Source organism: Micromonospora sp. LOL_024 (assembly GCF_048060415.1).
Classification (GTDB): domain Bacteria; phylum Actinomycetota; class Actinomycetes; order Mycobacteriales; family Micromonosporaceae; genus Micromonospora.
In genome coordinates this window covers 1-15,725 of record NZ_JBHMIS010000032.1, presented here as the reverse complement: position 1 = coordinate 15,725, position 15,725 = coordinate 1, and the positions used below count along the sequence as shown (strand labels likewise).

The 15,725-nt window shown below is 69.3% G+C and carries 14 protein-coding genes; 7 read left to right on the top strand and 7 right to left on the bottom strand.

The features are described 5' to 3' along the window. Positions 1-33 precede the first annotated feature (33 nt). The 5 genes from ACFHWY_RS23510 (at position 34) to ACFHWY_RS23490 (ending at position 5,190) form a co-directional block, all read left to right on the top strand. Positions 34-450, top strand: coding sequence for a hypothetical protein (locus tag ACFHWY_RS23510; protein WP_416582417.1), 417 nt, complete (start codon positions 34-36; stop codon positions 448-450). Beyond that, the gene (locus ACFHWY_RS23505) at positions 447-1,886 is read left to right on the top strand and encodes a relaxase (RefSeq protein ID WP_416582416.1); all 1,440 of its coding nucleotides are present in this window, start codon (positions 447-449) and stop codon (positions 1,884-1,886) included. Before ACFHWY_RS23510 ends, ACFHWY_RS23505 begins: the two co-directional genes overlap by 4 nt. A gap of 19 nt (positions 1,887-1,905) precedes the next feature. Further along, the gene (locus tag ACFHWY_RS23500) at positions 1,906-3,042 is read left to right on the top strand and encodes a hypothetical protein (protein WP_416582415.1); all 1,137 of its coding nucleotides are present in this window, start codon (positions 1,906-1,908) and stop codon (positions 3,040-3,042) included. After that, complete coding sequence (locus ACFHWY_RS23495; RefSeq protein ID WP_416582414.1) at positions 3,039-3,548, top strand: DUF4913 domain-containing protein; 510 nt, start codon at positions 3,039-3,041, stop codon at positions 3,546-3,548. The genes ACFHWY_RS23500 and ACFHWY_RS23495 overlap by 4 nt, the downstream gene beginning before the upstream one ends. Positions 3,549-4,116: 568 nt before the next feature. Then, positions 4,117-5,190: a GIY-YIG nuclease family protein gene (locus ACFHWY_RS23490; protein WP_416582413.1), complete on the top strand. Its 1,074-nt coding sequence runs from the start codon at positions 4,117-4,119 to the stop codon at positions 5,188-5,190. A 53-nt stretch (positions 5,191-5,243) separates the two neighbouring features. Here ACFHWY_RS23490 and ACFHWY_RS23485 read toward each other — a convergent pair whose 3' ends face one another. From ACFHWY_RS23485 to ACFHWY_RS23455, 7 genes are all read right to left on the bottom strand, one after another. Then, complete coding sequence (locus tag ACFHWY_RS23485) at positions 5,244-6,380, bottom strand: toprim domain-containing protein (protein WP_416582412.1); 1,137 nt, start codon at positions 6,378-6,380, stop codon at positions 5,244-5,246. A gap of 27 nt (positions 6,381-6,407) precedes the next feature. Beyond that, positions 6,408-8,243, bottom strand: coding sequence for a type IV secretory system conjugative DNA transfer family protein (locus ACFHWY_RS23480; protein WP_416582411.1), 1,836 nt, complete (start codon positions 8,241-8,243; stop codon positions 6,408-6,410). Beyond that, positions 8,240-9,682, bottom strand: a complete 1,443-nt coding sequence (locus ACFHWY_RS23475) for a hypothetical protein (protein ID WP_416582410.1) — start codon at positions 9,680-9,682, stop codon at positions 8,240-8,242. Before ACFHWY_RS23475 ends, ACFHWY_RS23480 begins: the two co-directional genes overlap by 4 nt. A gap of 21 nt (positions 9,683-9,703) precedes the next feature. Continuing rightward, positions 9,704-11,194 carry an SCO6880 family protein gene (locus ACFHWY_RS23470; protein WP_416582409.1) on the bottom strand — a complete coding sequence of 497 codons (1,491 nt, stop codon included), beginning with the start codon at positions 11,192-11,194 and terminating at the stop codon, positions 9,704-9,706. Beyond that, positions 11,191-12,552 carry a hypothetical protein gene (locus ACFHWY_RS23465; protein ID WP_416582408.1) on the bottom strand — a complete coding sequence of 454 codons (1,362 nt, stop codon included), beginning with the start codon at positions 12,550-12,552 and terminating at the stop codon, positions 11,191-11,193. Before ACFHWY_RS23465 ends, ACFHWY_RS23470 begins: the two co-directional genes overlap by 4 nt. A gap of 91 nt (positions 12,553-12,643) precedes the next feature. Beyond that, positions 12,644-13,420, bottom strand: a complete 777-nt coding sequence (locus ACFHWY_RS23460) for a hypothetical protein (RefSeq protein WP_416582407.1) — start codon at positions 13,418-13,420, stop codon at positions 12,644-12,646. A gap of 3 nt (positions 13,421-13,423) precedes the next feature. Continuing rightward, the gene (locus ACFHWY_RS23455) at positions 13,424-13,609 is read right to left on the bottom strand and encodes a hypothetical protein (protein WP_416582406.1); all 186 of its coding nucleotides are present in this window, start codon (positions 13,607-13,609) and stop codon (positions 13,424-13,426) included. Between the two features lie 301 nt (positions 13,610-13,910). On the opposite strand from ACFHWY_RS23455, the gene ACFHWY_RS23450 reads away from it, so the two are divergent. Further along, entirely contained in the window at positions 13,911-14,483 is a 573-nt protein-coding gene (locus tag ACFHWY_RS23450) for a hypothetical protein (protein WP_416582405.1), read from the top strand. Then, positions 14,480-15,532 carry a C40 family peptidase gene (locus ACFHWY_RS23445; protein ID WP_416582404.1) on the top strand — a complete coding sequence of 351 codons (1,053 nt, stop codon included), beginning with the start codon at positions 14,480-14,482 and terminating at the stop codon, positions 15,530-15,532. The genes ACFHWY_RS23450 and ACFHWY_RS23445 overlap by 4 nt, the downstream gene beginning before the upstream one ends. Positions 15,533-15,725 lie beyond the last annotated feature (193 nt).

Here is a 15,725-nt window from a genome sequence, read left to right as displayed (position 1 = left end):
CGCCGGCAACGCCCTGGGCGCACAGTGGCGGCAATGGACAGTGAGCAGCCTGCCCCGCGCCGCAAGGCCCGCCATCGTGCCCACAATCGGCCGGGTCGCCCGCACGCCGTGTTGCTCAGGCTGTCCGACGAGGAGAAGGCCGCGATCGACGCAGCGGCGGCGATCGCGCAGCTGACCGCGACGGGTTACGCGGCGAAGGCCGCGGTCGCCGCCGCCTCTGCGGCGCAGCCACCCGGTGCCGCGACCGGCGACCTGCGCGACCTGCAGCACGAGTTGTTCGCCGCTCGCCGTGCCGTGGTGATGTTCGGCAACAACGTCAACCAGGCCGCCGCAGCGTTCAACGCCACCGGCCAACTGCCCGACTGGGCCGCCGAGGCCGTCCGGCTATGCGCGGCGGCGGTGGCCCGCCTCGATGAGGTGATTTCCCGGATCGACAGGAAGCTGCGGTGATCACGCGGGTGCACCGGCGGGGCTCGCGGGTCGGCGGCCTGCTGCGCTATCTGTGGGGCCCAGGCAAGGCCGAAGAACACGTCAACCCGCACCTGGTGGCAGCCTGGGACGGCGCAGGCCCTTTGACCGACCTCGGACCTGAGGTCACCGCCAGCGGCAAGCGGGATCTCCGGGCGCTTGCGGCGTTGCTGGAGCAGCCGGTCCGCGCCGGCTACCGGCCGCCGACCAAGTTCGTCTGGCACGCCAGCATGCGGCTCGCCCCCGAGGATCGGCATCGCAGCATCAGTGACACGACCTGGGCGAACATGGCGGTGCAGATGCTCACCGAGGTCGGCGTCGCGACCACCGCCACCGACCCGGGTCTGCGTTGGATCGCAATGCGCCACGCCGACGACCACGTACACATCGTGGCCACGCTGGTGCGCGAGGACGGCCGCAACAACTGGATGCGCAACGACTACCCGCGCTGTGTCAAGGCCACCTACAACGTCGCCCGCCGCTACAACTTGCACCGCCGGGTCCCGCCGGCTGACCGCACCGCCCACCGCCGCCCTCACCCCGCCGAGGTCAGCAAAGCCCGCCGCACCGGCCGCGCCCAGACACCCCGCGACGAATTGCGGCGGCGGGTACGCACGGCCGTGGCTGCGGCCGGGTCGCAGGACGAGTTCTTCGCCCGGCTACACGCGGCGGGCATCCTGGTCCGGCTCCGGCGCAGCAGCACCGACCCCCGCCAGATCACCGGGTACGCGGTGGCGCTTCCCGGGGTATGCACCGCCGGCGGGCAGCCGGTGTACTTCAGCGGGGGCCGGTTGGCGCCCGACATGACCCTGCCGAAGCTGCGGCTGCGGTGGGGCATCCCCACGCCGCTGCCGCCAGCGCCGACGGTCGGCCGGGCCGGACGGGTCGAGGCGATGCGCCAGGCCGCCAAGGTGGTCACCGCGGCCGCCGATGACATCCGCCGCGACGCCCATTCCGCGCCCGGACGGGCGCAGGCCACCGCGGTCGCCGCAGCGGACCTGCTCACCAGCCTGGCCTCCTCGGTGGAGGTTGACCGGCGCGGGCCACTGCACCGAGCAGCCGAAGTGTTCGACCGGGCAGCCCGGGACCTACACGGCCGGGTCCAGAAATCCACCAGCCGCTCCCAGGAGATGCGCGCCATGTCGCGCCTGGTAGCGCTCATGGGCCGCATCTCCGGCGACGACGACACCATCGCGGCCCTCGCGCTGGTGATGGACCTGGCGCGGCTCGCCGACACACTCGAACAGCTGCGGAACGCCCAGCAACGCCTGCATCAAGCCGAAGCGGCCCGAACCGCAGCCGACGCACTGCGGCTGGTAGCGGGCGGCCGGCAACGGGCGGTAACGCTGCCGCTAACTCCGACGTCAACACCTGCACCGACAGTGGGAGGCGGCCGACGTACCTCGCGCGGCCGCTGAGCAGGCAAGGGAGGTGCACGTGGCGCACCCGCAGCAACACGAGGACCCGATAGCCGAGACCCGCCAACAGTTCCTGCAAGGGCTGGCGACGATGGCGACCGTCGGCGAGGCCGGCGCCCGCTGGGCCGCCGTCGGCATCCAGAACAAGGCCGCCGAACGGGAACGTGAGACCCACCGCGGACAGGCCGCCGCGACAGCCCGCCGCGAAGCCGACCGGCTGACAGCCAAGGTACGGGCGGACCGGGAACGGATGGCAACGTCGTTGGACGGCGATTGGCTGGTCAACAAGGCCACCTTCGCGGAGGCCGCCGCCGTCTGGCGTACTGCGACGATCCACGCCAGCAGCGACCCGGTAGCCCAGCGAGCGGCCGAGTTCGCCGAGCAACGGCTGCGGCAGATCCGCCCGGACCTGATGGCCGCCTACGAACGCCACCGCCAAGCCGGAACACCGATCCCTGAGGCCATGCGTACTGCTGCCCGGGAGGTGTGGGAGCGCGACGCCCGCTCGGGTCACCGTCAGCACGGCGGAGCTCGCGCGCACGGCGGGACGCCCGACCGGCGGGGGATCACCCCGGACGGTCCAGCAGCGCTGCCATCCGGTGGCCGTGGGCTGGTCGACGACTTCGACGCCGCCGTTAGACAGGAGGCGATGAAGCTGGCCGAGTACGTCTGGCCGGAGGCCCTCGACGAGTTGCAGCGCCAGTGGCGCGCCACGGGGAAACTCCCCGCTGGCGAACCAGTGCAGCTGCTCCGCGACCTCGCCGCAGAGATGAACCAGGCGATCAGGGCCGCTGACGCCGACGGTGAGTCGGTGGAGGCGATCCGCCTCGCGCAGAGCCACATAGAGGAGGCTCTTGCCCGCGACTTGGAGAACCGAACTGCTGCTGAGCGTGCCGACGGAGCCAGCGACGGCGGGACGGTCGACAACCCCCGCACCCCGGCCGACGAGTACGCCGCCGGGCAGTCGGCGAGCGTGCTCCACGACGACAATGCCGATCACACCGCCGCCGCCGTCCACCACGCTGACACGCTCACGACGCCGGCTTGGGTACAGGCCTTCCCAAAGCTTCGCGTAGCCCAGGTCAACCCCGCAGTCGCCGGGAAGCAACCCGCGGCAGCGGTCACCGCGGTGCCGATACGGGGCAGGACACGATGACGGCCACCACGTCGCAACGGACCTGCCCTGACGCGGCTACCCGACTCGACGAGCTGGCTGCTGAGGTGGCGAGACTGGCGGCGCAGGTTGCCGACCTGCAGCACGCTCAAGCCGATCGCGTCCGTCCTGGCGACGGAGATGATCAGCCGCCGCTGTACTCGACGGTCGAGCAGTGGGTGACCACCTACCTGCTGCCGACCTTCCCGCGCCCGGTCGGCGAGGTAGGCATGACCCGGTGGCACTGGTGCGAGCAATGGTGGCGCCACGACGAAGCGGTCACACGGCTGACAGCCCTGTGGTACGGCTGGGAACAGGCCCGCCTGCAGATGACCGGCATCCTTCCCTGGCTACGAGAGCTCGACCATCAGTTGCCCATCCTGTATGGCGACGACGGTCCGTTCCGCGATTGCGCCGCGGGCGGTGATCTCGGAGAGAGCAGGCATCGCACGTCGGCAGATGTCCCTGCCCAGCACGCTCCAAAGGACTGGTGGAGCTGGTGGGACTGAGGTCGCTTCGCGCGTGGCAGCGACACGCGCGCCGGAGCTTCGCGATTCCTTCGCGAGCGAGTTTCAAGGTCCCCACCCATCCGTTCAGGCGGTGCCCGGCGCCCTGGTGTTCACGCGCGACGGGCCGCCGCAGTCGACCGCCGCCCAGGTGTGAGGGCGACCGCCGCCGAGCGTGTGGAACTCCGGAGCGGCGGCCGTTACGGGGTGGCCTTGAGGGCCACCTCGAGCGCCCAGTAGGTGTCGTAGCTCGGAGCTGATGACCTGACTTCGCTGTCCTGCTCCGTGCAGTCGTGACCGCCGAGAATCGCCTGCAGTAGCTCATGGAGTCCGCCGAGGTCAGCGGTCTTGGATTGGGCGGACGAACCGCCGTTATGGTTGCAGTATCTCGTGCACTGCCGTCGGCGTTTTCGCGTCTTCATCTCCTGCGGCAGATGCGCGCAATGCGGAAAAACGAACGCGAATGACTCTTGTTCAGTCGTACCTCCCAACGCAAAAGCTCGCCGTGCCGGACATCCGGCCCTGGCCAGGCCGGACCCTGCCGTCAACGAGCTTGTGCCACAATGAGCGCATGGGAGAGCGTGGCGAAGTCTACATCCTTCACAACTGCAGCTTGCGGGAAGGGCTTGTCAAGATTGGCTTAACGACCCGCGCCGCAGAGAAGCGCGCGAGTGAACTGAGAACCACCGGCGTTCCGGGCAAGTTCCACGTTCTTTTTTCACAGGTCGTTGATGACGCACTTGGCGTCGAGAATCGATTGCACACTCGATTTCAGGAATTTCGGTACGATGATGACCGCGAATTCTTCTACGTTTCACCAACACGGGCGATCAGCGCGTTGCTTGAAGAGGCGGGAATCGCCCTCGCCAAACCAGCGACGCAGGGCCCAGCTGACGTACTTGCAGGACTTCGGCTGCGATACGGCCCCCTCTTGGATCCGGCGCTAACTGCGGTGAGTATCGAGGGAGGTGGTGAGGCACCCACAACCCTTACTTGTTTGCTCACAGGCGCTGCCGATAACGGCGCTGCCGATAACATCGTGCTGCGCCGAGACTTGGACTTCGTTACCTCTGGTGGAACTCCATCTTTCGAGTTGGCAGCGGATTCCTCGCAAGCGGCCAAGCTTCTCTTCGAACTTGGCTCCTACAGCCTTATCGTGACGACGCCGGTGTTTTCGCAGCGTGGCGCCCAACTAATTGCAGACCTTCATGAACAACGGCAGTTTGACAACCGCGCCATTATTGATGTGATCAGTAGCGCAATTGAGGCCGAGGTGGAGCCAACAATAGATTCTATCGAATCTTCAATTCGAAGTCGCTTCAGCATGCCAACCACTAAGCTCGATATCGTGTCCCTGCAGGAGCACAGGGGACGATTCTTGGTAAGCACCCACCGGAATTCCGCCCCCATACGAGAGCTTAGTATCGAGGCGATAACCGACGATGATGACTACGCCGTCGATTCGCGGGCCAGCTACGCCGTCGTAACCGTCCCAAATATCGAAGAACTGGATTTCGACGAAAGCGTCGACATCGGATACCGGTACAGTCCTCCTACGTGGACCACGGGTGGCCCCTGCATTCGGGTTGCCGGCATAGCACCTAATGGAATTCCTTTCGAGCAACATTTCGAGTTTATGCCGTAAGAGCGCCCTGCCGCCTTCGCCGGCAGCCAAGGCATGCCCAGTTCAAGAACCTCTCATCGGTTAGAAGTCGGTACATACGCAGTCCGAGGTGGATAGCGCGAATCCAATTGCGCAAGCGCGGCGATCACGACGGTGTCGACCCCGGCCCCGGTTTGCGCGGCGATCCGTTGGGCCACCCGGATCGCTTCATCCGGACCTGCCGACTCAAACAGCAGCGGCGCCAAGACGCGTACCGCTGCGCACCTGCCGTCGATGTCCTCCAACAACCGGGGATGCCGCTCGATGAGCCGGCTGAGGCGGTGGTCAACCACCGTGTCGAGCATGGGCCGCGCTCGCTGTTGTAGGGCGGCCCGCAGCTGTGCCCTGCCGTTTGGCCGGCGCAGCAGATCGGCGGGGTCAGCGCCGGCACTAAACTCAGCCGTCAGCAGCGGGTTGGGCGAGCGCGGCTGCCGGAGCAGTTGCCAGGCCCGGTCCACCGCGGCCCGGCCCGCCGGGTCCGCATCAAACGCCGCCACGATGCCCTGTGCGGCACCAGGCAGCTCTCGCAGGATTGTGGCTTGGCCGTCGGTCAGCATGGTGCCGCACGGCGCGAGAGCCACCGCGCCCGCCCGGCGCGACCGGGAGTAGGACAGCCATACCGCGAGGACATCAGCCGGCCCCTCGACCAGGACCGGCATCCACCGTTCGTTGAGGCGATCCTGCTGCTCCGCAACACCGAACAGCAGCTGCCCTTTGTGGTAGATCGCAGTCTCGGGGCTGTTGATGTATTTCGGCACACCATCCGCGGTGCCAGGGCCGGCTCGGCCGAGGAACGCCACGGCATGCCCGACCGGATCGCGCACCGGAAAGACGATCCGGTCCCGGAACACATCGATGAGTCCGTCCGGCTCCCTTCGGGTGCGGGTCGACAAGCCCGCGCCTACCAACTCCTCCTTCGCAAAGCCGGCGGCAAGCAGGTGGCGTGTCAACGAGCTCCATCCAGGTGGGGCGTACCCGAGTCGCCACGGCCACTCCCGTTTCACGACGACACCGAGGCCGCGTTCGGCGAGGTAGGCGCGGGGACCTTCGACGTATCCGAGCTGGGCACGGTAGTACGTCACCGCGGCGTCGACGGCCGCCAGCAGCCGCGCGGGCTCAAGCCCGGTGCCGCGTACCGGGGACGTCGGTTGGTTCAATCGAGGTGCGCCCATGGCCTACCTCCGATATCCAAGCTAGCTTCAGCCGGCCCGTCCCCGCCAGGAACGCTGCGCCATCCGGTCCCGGCGAGCAGCGCGGGTGCGCTGCGCCTGAAGAGTCATCTCAGCGGTGGACGCTTCGACGGCGACGGCCAGCCGCTCGGCGCTCGGCTCGTCGTACCAGGGCAGCAGGTTGAGCATCGCCACCTTGACGCCGGTGGCCAACAACAGCGCCGAGCCCTTGGGCAGCGCTCGAATCTGCGCCGGGTCGAGGATGCGCTGCCGGCGCACCGACGTCTGGTACGAGGTGTGGCCCTTCCCGTCGCGGGTCCGAGAGGCGACGGTGACATCGTGCTCGCCGACAAGCCGGGACAGGTCCTCTGCGAACCGGGCGTCGTCGATGCCGGCGCCGACCAGCTTGACTGTGGCCGCCGACCAGAGCGCGTCCATGCCCTGCTCACCCCACACCCTGGTCCCTTGCCGGTAGGACTGCAGGATGGTCAGCGGGATGATGCCCCGGCTGCCGAAGTGGCTGTATAGCTCCGGTAGGTCCGCGATTTTGCAGATGTTCGCGGCCTCGTCCAGGCAGGCGACCAGCGGCGGATCGAGCCGACCGCCGTGCGCCTCGGCGAGCGTCACTGCGGCCCGCAACACCTGGTCGGTGAGTCCGGCGACGAGCGGTGCGGCCGCTCCGGCACCGTCTTTGGACAGCAGGTACAGCGTGCCGGCGCTCTCAACGAACGCTTCGATGTCCAGCACCGGCAGCGGTAGGTCCGGTGGGGTGACCCAGGCCATGATGGTCGGGTTGGCCAGACAGGTCGCGGCGGTCCGGGCGGTTTCGTAGAGCCCTTCGCGGGTCTCCGGTGCGCCAGCCTGGCGGCCGGACATGGCTCGGGCGGAAGCGCCGAACCCGTGGCTCTTGAGGATCGTCGCTGGCTCTCGTGAGGTGGAGTCCGATAACCACGCCTGGACCGAGGTCAGCGTGCGGCCCTCCAGTGCGGCGGCCAGGATGAGCGAGGTGAGTAGGTCCAGCGCTCCCTGGATCCAGAAGTCGTCGCTGCCTTGGGAGTTGCGGACCTGCTGGACGAAGTGGTTGGCGAGCCGGTGGGCGTCCTCGACGTCCTCGACTGCGGCCAGGGGGTTCCACCACCAGGCCTGCGGCACGTGGGCGATGGACTGCGGGTCGAACACCCAGACGGTGCCGTGCTCGGCGCGAACGGCTGCCGTCGTGGCCCACAGATCGGGCTTGTTGCTGGTGGCGAGGGCCGCCCCCGGTGCGCCAATGATCGACTGAACCGCCAGGGCAGTCGTCTTACCGGCGCGGGGCGCCATGACCGCCAATACGACGTCCTCCCAGGAGGAGTAGAGCCGAGGACCTGAGCCGCGCCGCCGGCGATGCGCGCCGAGCACGACTCCGGCGGACTCGGCCGAGATCTCCTTCACCGCCGTATCCGCCAGGCCGCGCCGCAGACGCTGAGCCTTGACGGCCACCGTGGGCAGCGTCATCGCCCGCACCTCGGTCGGGCCGGCCAGCGACGGCAGCGGGTCCTCGGCGTCGGGCCTGTGCCCCTGCCACCACACCGCCGCGAGGGTGACCAGGCCGACCAGCACCAGCAGCAGCACCGCGTAGACCAGACCAACAACGGTGGGGGACACCCCGGGCCACAACGCCGACCATTCGGTACGCAGCAGGTGTTCGAGGTACGCCGATCCGAAGCCGGGCCCAGTGGCGGAGTGCCCGGTCACTGCGGCGGCGATCCGTCCGGCCAGCCAGGACAGCCACATCAGGGCGAGTACCGCCCACACCAGCCCGAGCATCAGAATCGGCGTCAGTGGGCCACCCGCGGATCCGCGCGGCTCGACGGGCCGGGTGTTCATGGCTGCACCTGCCGAATCGCGGCGTCGGTGTCGTAGAGCTCCCACTCGTCGCCGACCAGGGTCAGCGACACCGGCAATCCGTTGCGTTCACCGGTCTTGATCAAGTACTTGCCCCTGCCTGGATGTACCGAGCCGGCGAACCACGCTTCCGGGGCGGCCCAGGATGCCACCAGCTCCCGTTCGGGCCCCGACAGCTTGATGACCTCGTTGACCCGGTTCAACTCGCGCGGTGGCAGCCCAGCGAGGATTTTGATGGCGGAGCGTTCGATGAAGCCCTGTGCCTTGGCCCGGTCCTCCGCAGTGGGTAGGGCATCGAGGTCGGCGAGGGAGTGGGTGACCATCACGCTGGCCATGCCCCGTTGCCGATTGAGCCGGGTCAGCGCGTCAGCGTGCTCGACCAGCCCAGATGCGCCGCGTAGGGCTCGCCACAGCTCGTCCATGACGCCGAGGTACTGCCGGCGTGGTGCGAAGCCTTGGTCGGCCAGTACGGATGCGGCGTCGACCATGCCGAAGCCGTACGCCCAGGTGCAGAGCATGGCGGCGGCCACCAGTTGGTCTCCGGCGGCGGCGACTTGGGAGATGTCGACGCTGACGGCCGGGGCGTCCAGGTCCAGGGGCTTGGTGGTGGGGCCGTCGAACACGCCGCGCAGGCTGCCCTCGCACAGCAGCGCCAGGGTGGGTACGAGCTGGTCGACGCGGCGGCGGTACTCGCCGTCGGTGCGTGCCCGGGCGGCGGTGAGTAGCTCGTCGGCGCCGGCTTCGACCAGGCTCAGCACGTCGGGCACCGTAGGGTCGTGGTCGAGGCGTTCGGCGAGTACGTCGATCGCGCGCCCGAGGATGATCTCCTCGGTGTTGTTGAGTGCCTGCCCGCGTACGAGGGCGCAGAGCGCCAGCAGCAGCGACATGCGCCGGCCCCGAATCTCCAGTCGCAGTTGCCGGGCGTCGGCGCTGCCCATCCGAGCCAGCGCACTGCCGAGGGGGCCGGAGTCCAGTGGGTTGAGTCGGTCGAGGCCGCGGCCGACGCGGATGACCTGCCCGCCGAGGTGCTCGACGAGTCGGGTGTAGTCGGGTTTGGTGTCGCCGAGGATCAGGGCGCTGGTGCCGAACCCGGTTATGCCGGTGATCAGCCGTTTGACCACCGTGGACTTACCGACGCCGGGTTGGCCGAGGACGAACACGCCGGGGTTGGTGATGAGGCCTTCGCGGAGCCATTCGAGGGGGTCGAGGCAGACGACCTCGCCCCACAGCATGTGCCGCCCGATGGGCACGCCGATGGTGGGTGCTCCGGATCCGGCGACGAAGGGGAACAGTCCGCACAGCTGGACGGTGGTGCCCTGGTACTCCATGCCGGGGGAGATGTGGCTGGCTCGGCCGGCGCCGGGTGTCCGTACACCCCATGCTGGCGCCGGCGCGGCCGCGTCTGTGGCGGTGCTCGTCATTGATTTCTCCTGGTCGTGTGGTCAGCGGGGCCAGTGGCGGGCCAGCTGCGGCGGGCATACGCCGCAGGGCAGGGTGGTGGCGAAGCCAGCGGCCTGGCTGGCGCGTAGCTGCCGGAGCCGGATCTTGGCTACGTCGGCGCGGGACTCGACGTCGGCGATGGCCCGGCCGAGGTCGTCGGCGCAGACGACGGTGGTGGTGACGAACAGCGACATCAGGCCCACCCCGGAGCCGGTCGCTTCTTCCCGCGCGGTCTGTAGGGCCTGTTCCCGGTCGGCGTGGTCGCGGGCGGACTCGTCGCGTTTCTGCGCCCGGTTGTAGGCCGCCCGGAACGCCGCGGCGTTGACCTCGCTCTCCACGATCCGCGCGGCCTCCCCGGCGGGGAAGGGCCGGTACAGCAGCGAAACCCGCTTCGGGTACGGACCAGGAGCCAGTAGCCGGGCGAGGACGTCGGCGTGTACATGCTGGCGCGGTGCCTCATGCCACGCCCACGACACTGACGTGCCGGAGTCGTGCACGTACCGGTCCAGGTGCTCCTCGGCCATGACCGGGCCGGCGCTATCCCAGTCCAGCCAACGGGTCAGATCCAGGCCGGGAGTCGCTGCGAGCCGGGCCACGTCACCGCGGCTGGCCGGGTCAAACGCCGTACGCACGATGGCCGAAATGGTCTCTGCGCTCGCCCGGCTGAGGACGGTGAGCCCGCAGCTGCCCAGCGAGTCCTGCAGACCCGGCAAGGTCCGGCTGATCTCCTCCAGGGCCTCGTCGTCGTTCTTGGGTTTGCTGGGGGCGGCGCCCGGTTTGAAGGTCACTGATACCCGGGTCTCCACGTCGGCGGCGGCTGCGGGGGAGACCTCTACCAGTCGTTGCAGGACCCGTCGGGCGGACGCTGGCCCGTGCGGGACGATCCGGCGGCTGACGTGATCGGCCAACCGGGAGCCGGGATCCGGCGCGGTGTCCACGGTGACGGTGACGTGGTCGACGATCGGCAGGTAGCCCAGGTTCGCCAACCAGCCACCCCAGTTGGCCACCCACGCCGCGCTCGCGTCCGGGTCGGCCAGCCAGGTCGAGGTGGCCGCGCAGCGCAGCGTCACCGTCATGGTGCCCAACCGGCGGTTGTAGACCACCCCGTACCCGCCGCCGCCCTCGTCGTCGACGGTCAGGAGGGTGGTCGGGGCGAGCACACCCGGCAGTTGCCAGGCATGTTCGCCGGCCACCATCACCCCGGAGCGGTACGAGGTGTAGCCGCGGCTGGTGCCGATCAGCCATCGCACTCGTTGTGCGATTCCGGCTGACAGCGGCACCCCGTCCCAGCGTAAGACCAGCAGCACCACAAGCAGCACACAGGGACCGGCGGCAACGGCCAGCGCCCGCAGTCCCATCGATCCGGAGACGATCAGCACGGTGATCGCCGCGAGGACGACGAAGGTCTGCGTCGGTCCGAGGCCGAACAGGCCCATGCCCCGCGCCCGCCGCCAGCCCCCGTAGGTGCGGATCTGCGCCTGGTCGCTGCTCATGACGGCGTACTCCCGTCCCGCATCGCGGAGCTGGCCGTGTTGGCTCCCGCCTTCGCTGCCGCGGCCCCGGCCTGCGCGGCCACAACGGCGCCGATGACAACCGGTGCTGCCGGCCCGGTCGCGGCTCCCGCCGCCCCGGCCGCAGCCGTGCCGCCTCCAGCTGCCGCGCCACCCGAGGCCGCGGCGCTACCACCGGCGGATGCGGTAGCGCCGGCACCGGCGGGCATGGTGGTCGTGGGTGTTACCGGACCCGGGGTGCCGCCAGCGGTGGCGTTACCGCTGACCACGGTCGGCGCGTTACCGGTCGTACCCCCACCGGGCCCGCCCGTCGGCGACGGTGCTGAGGGGGTCGGCATGGCGCCGGTCGGGCCGTTACCGCCGCCGTTACCAGGTCCCCGTGAGTCCATGTAGCGGGCGTGGTCGCCGGCACTGTGACCGCCGACCGCTCCGCGTATGGACGATGCGGCGTGCAGGCCCGCGGCCGCGCCGGCGCCGGCCATGCCGAGGCCCCCGCCGCCGGAGGCGACGCCGCCGGTGAAGACGGTGAAGAACTTCATCAGCGCGGGTAGGGCGATCACGGACAGGGCAAGCATGCCGAGGCCCATCAGCCAGTCCCGTCCGTTGCCGCGCATCATCACGAACGAGGTGGCGTACACCGACACCGCCGCCGGCTTGTACAGCGCGAGCGCGAGCGACCAGCCGAGGGTCTTGTGCAGCCACTGGCTGGTGCCTCGGGTGATGGAGCCGGCCGCCGCGAGCTGCAGCAGTCCGGCCAGAATCACCACGGCGCCTTCGCGGAAGACCATCAGAATCGTCTGCACCACGGCGGCGAGGATGACGACGACACCGATCAGGATCATCACGAACGGAGCCACCGAAGCGCCGGGAAGCAGCAGCGCGCCGAGCGCCGCGCTCATCGCCTCGTTAGGTGGCTCGGTGGACTCCTTGAAGATCGCCTCGTTCAGCAGCCACATCGAGTAGCTGTCCCCGGCCTTGAGCACCAGGTGGGTGCCGGCGACGCCGACGCTGCCCCACAGGGCGGTGTTCCAGACTCCCCGGACCGCCTGCAGAAGCGGCGCACCCTTGCGGCTGATGACGATGGTGATGCCCTGCCACACCAGTCCACCGACTAGGACCAGGATCGTGATCGGCAGCATGAACCCGCGCAGCTGCTGCGCGGGCCCGGCCGCCCCGTTGCACTGGGCCACCCAGTCGGTGGCCCACTGCCCGGGGTCCGAACCGCTGGTCGGGCACAGGCTGTTCGACGGGATGAGCGTCCAGCTGGTCAGCAGGCCGGCGACCCACTGGATGGCGTCTTTCACCGCGCTGGCCAGCCCGTCGAGGAGCGTGTTGACCATTGAGTCGCGGACTGCTCCAGGCGCTTGGACTCCCTCGACGATGATGCCGGTGCAGGTCGCGGGCATGAAGGGGTTACAGATAGGCATGAGGTCACCCGCCTGCGCTGAAGGGAAGGAACATGGCGGTGTAGGGATCCAGGACGACGGTCACAGCCTGGTCGAACGTCCCGCCGGCGGGCGCCAGCAGCGCCCAGTCCGAACCTGTCCAGCGCACGCTTACCTCGGTGCTGACCATCAGCGAGCTACCCGAGACGTCCGCTGCCTCGGTCAGCAGGCGCAGGACAACCTCGTCGTCGGTGTAGCTGAGAATCCGATAGCCGAGCAGGGTGGCGTTCAGGCGTCCGACGGGCTGCCCGTCCGCCACACCAGCCTGACCCCGCAACTCGTCGTACGCCTGCGCGACCTGGACCCGCATCGCGGCCGCGTCGGCTCCAATGACCTGGGTGCGCAGCGTGGGGTCGAACACGGCCGGACCGACCTGCGGGTTGACGCGCACGACGATGTGTACGGCGGCCAGCACCGCGCCGCCAGGGTCGTCCGCGAACCCGCGAGCCTGTCCCTCGCTGGTGATGCGAGGACCGGACTGTGGCGACACGGGCACCGGGACTCCCGCAACGTCAGCCCAATCCAAGTCATCAGGTAGGACTGCCCGCCCATCGGTGGCGGACTCGGGACGGACCTGTACTACCGGACCTAATGGTGAGGCGGCGGGACCCTTCGGGCCTGCGCAGGCCACCGCCGCAGCGGCGACGGCGAAGGCCACCGCCGCAGCGGCGACGGCGAAGGCCACCGCCGCAGAGGCCACACAGAAGGCGGTGACCCGGCGGCGCGTGGTGCGGCGGGCGCGAGTGATGACGTCGTAAGTCATGGCTCAACCCGGCAAGACTGCGCCGACGACCACGGCAGCAACCGCACCGCACGTCAGCCCAGCCAGCACCCACGGAATGCCAGCCGCGCCGTCCGCGGCGAACGACGACCGGTTCCGGCGCCCGACGGCCATCATGATCCCGCAGACGAGCAGGCCGCCAACGCCGGCGACGATGAGGATCCACTTCATCCAGCCGATGAAGAGATTCCCGACGGCTTCGAGGCCCGGTGGAGCTGCCGGCGGGGCCGCAGGTGGTCCTGCCGGCGGGGGAGTAGGTGCGGCCAGGACGTCAACCGCGATCCCAGCGAGGTTGTGGAGGAGCACAGCAATCTCCCGGAGGTCACGATGCCCTCGGTTGGGCATCTGCCCTGGACCTTTGCCGGGTAGGGCTGACGGCAGCCTTGACGCTGGCATTGCTGCCACCGTTACCGCCGCTACCAGTAGCAGCCGGCAGCGGTAACGGCCTTCGCCACTCGGCACCGTCGTGGTCATGAACGCGCGAACTCGAGCAGCAGCGGCACTCACCCTGACGTTGGCCGTTACCGGATGCACCGCCGCCGGACGGCCAGCGCCGACCGAGCCGAGCACAACCGCCCTCAGTTCGGCTGACGTCGCCGCCCCGGTGCCACCGCCTACACAGCGGGGCTTCGGGTACGCCGACCCCGGGGAGGTGTGCAACCGGTTCGTCGCGGCCCTGTACAGCGCCGACACCCGGCGAGACGCCGGTCCAGGCGACGCCTACGAGCGCGCCATCCACTATGCCAGCGGCACCCTGGCCGGACAGAGCCCGGCCGCGAGTCAAGATGGCCGCTGGGCGACCTGGGCCGAACACCGGGCGTACGTCGACGCCGTCGTGGAGCCCTTCGTCGACGCACTGCAGCCAGCAGACACGACGATCACCGCCCGGCACGCGGTCCGGGTGACCGCGACTCCCCTCGGCGAAGGCGGATGGCGCGGCTGGACTGAGCACAGCCTGGTCGACTGCACCCTCCGCCGCGGCGGCCCGGACGGATCCGGCTGGCGGGTCGCCGGGTACGAGATCCGTCAGGCAGGGCTGCGATGAGCCGACGGTGGCCACTCCTCGCCGGTGGGCTCACCGTCGTGGTCCTGGCACCGCTTGCGCTGATCGTGCTCATTGCCCTCGCGGTGCTCGGAGCGAGCCCGGCGATGGGCTGCACCATCAGCCCGCCCAACGGGTCTCCCAGTGCTACAGCCGCACCAGCGAACTGGCCCGGGCAGGGCTCTTGGACCTCCGAGCAAGTCGGCAACGCGGCCATCATCGTCTCGGTGGGCGCCGAACTGCACGTGCCGCGCTACGGCTGGGAAATCGCCGTGGCCACCGCAACGCAGGAGTCAACCCTGCGCAACCTCGGCCACCTCGGCGCGGACAACGACCACGACTCGCTCGGACTGTTTCAGCAGCGACCCAGTCAGGGCTGGGGCACTCCCGAGCAGATCCTCGACCCCCGCTACGCAGCACGGAATTTCTACGAGCGCCTGGTCAAGGTCGACGGCTGGCAGACCATGCCTCTCACCCAGGCCGCGCAGGCCGTTCAGCGGTCGGCGTTCCCTGACGCGTACGCGAGGTGGCAGCCCGAGGCACAGGAGCTGGTCGCTTTGCTCAGCGATGGCATGAACATCGTCTGCACCAGCGACGGCGGGGATGGGCTGCCACCCCTGGACGACGCTGGCCTGCCCGAGGGTTACCTCCTGCCGGGGGACCCGCGGCTGCGGGCAGTCGTCTCCTTCGCCCTGGCTCAACGGGGTAAGCCCTACGTCTGGGGCGCTGAAGGGCCGGACAGCTACGACTGTTCCGGGCTGATGATGGCAGCCTGGGCGAAAGGTGGCGTGCAGATTCCGCGGGTCACTGCCGACCAGGTACACACCGGTGTCGCCGTTCCTTCACTGGCGGCGATGCGACCCGGCGACCTGATCTTCATCCCTGGCTCGGACGGCACGTTGGCTCAGCCTCGCCATGTCGGCATGTACGTCGGCACCGACCGGAGCGCCCGTCAGTACCTCGTCCAGGCACCCAAGACCGGCGACGTCGTTAAGGTCGTCCCTGTCAGCGGCTGGAGCCGACAGGTCGCCGCGATCCGAAGGCCGCCGTAGAGGACGTCTCGTGGCTGGGCCTAGTTGTCACCCGGTGCTGGACTGCTTCCGGTTCGGAACGCCGGGCACGCGAGTCAGACCCGAACACCTTAAAGATTGGTGGGCTGGCGGCCGGACCGGCGCGCTGAAGGGCAGGGCCATTGCGTAAAACCGGTGACGTTACGTGACTGCGTCGATGAGTTGGGTTGATCGG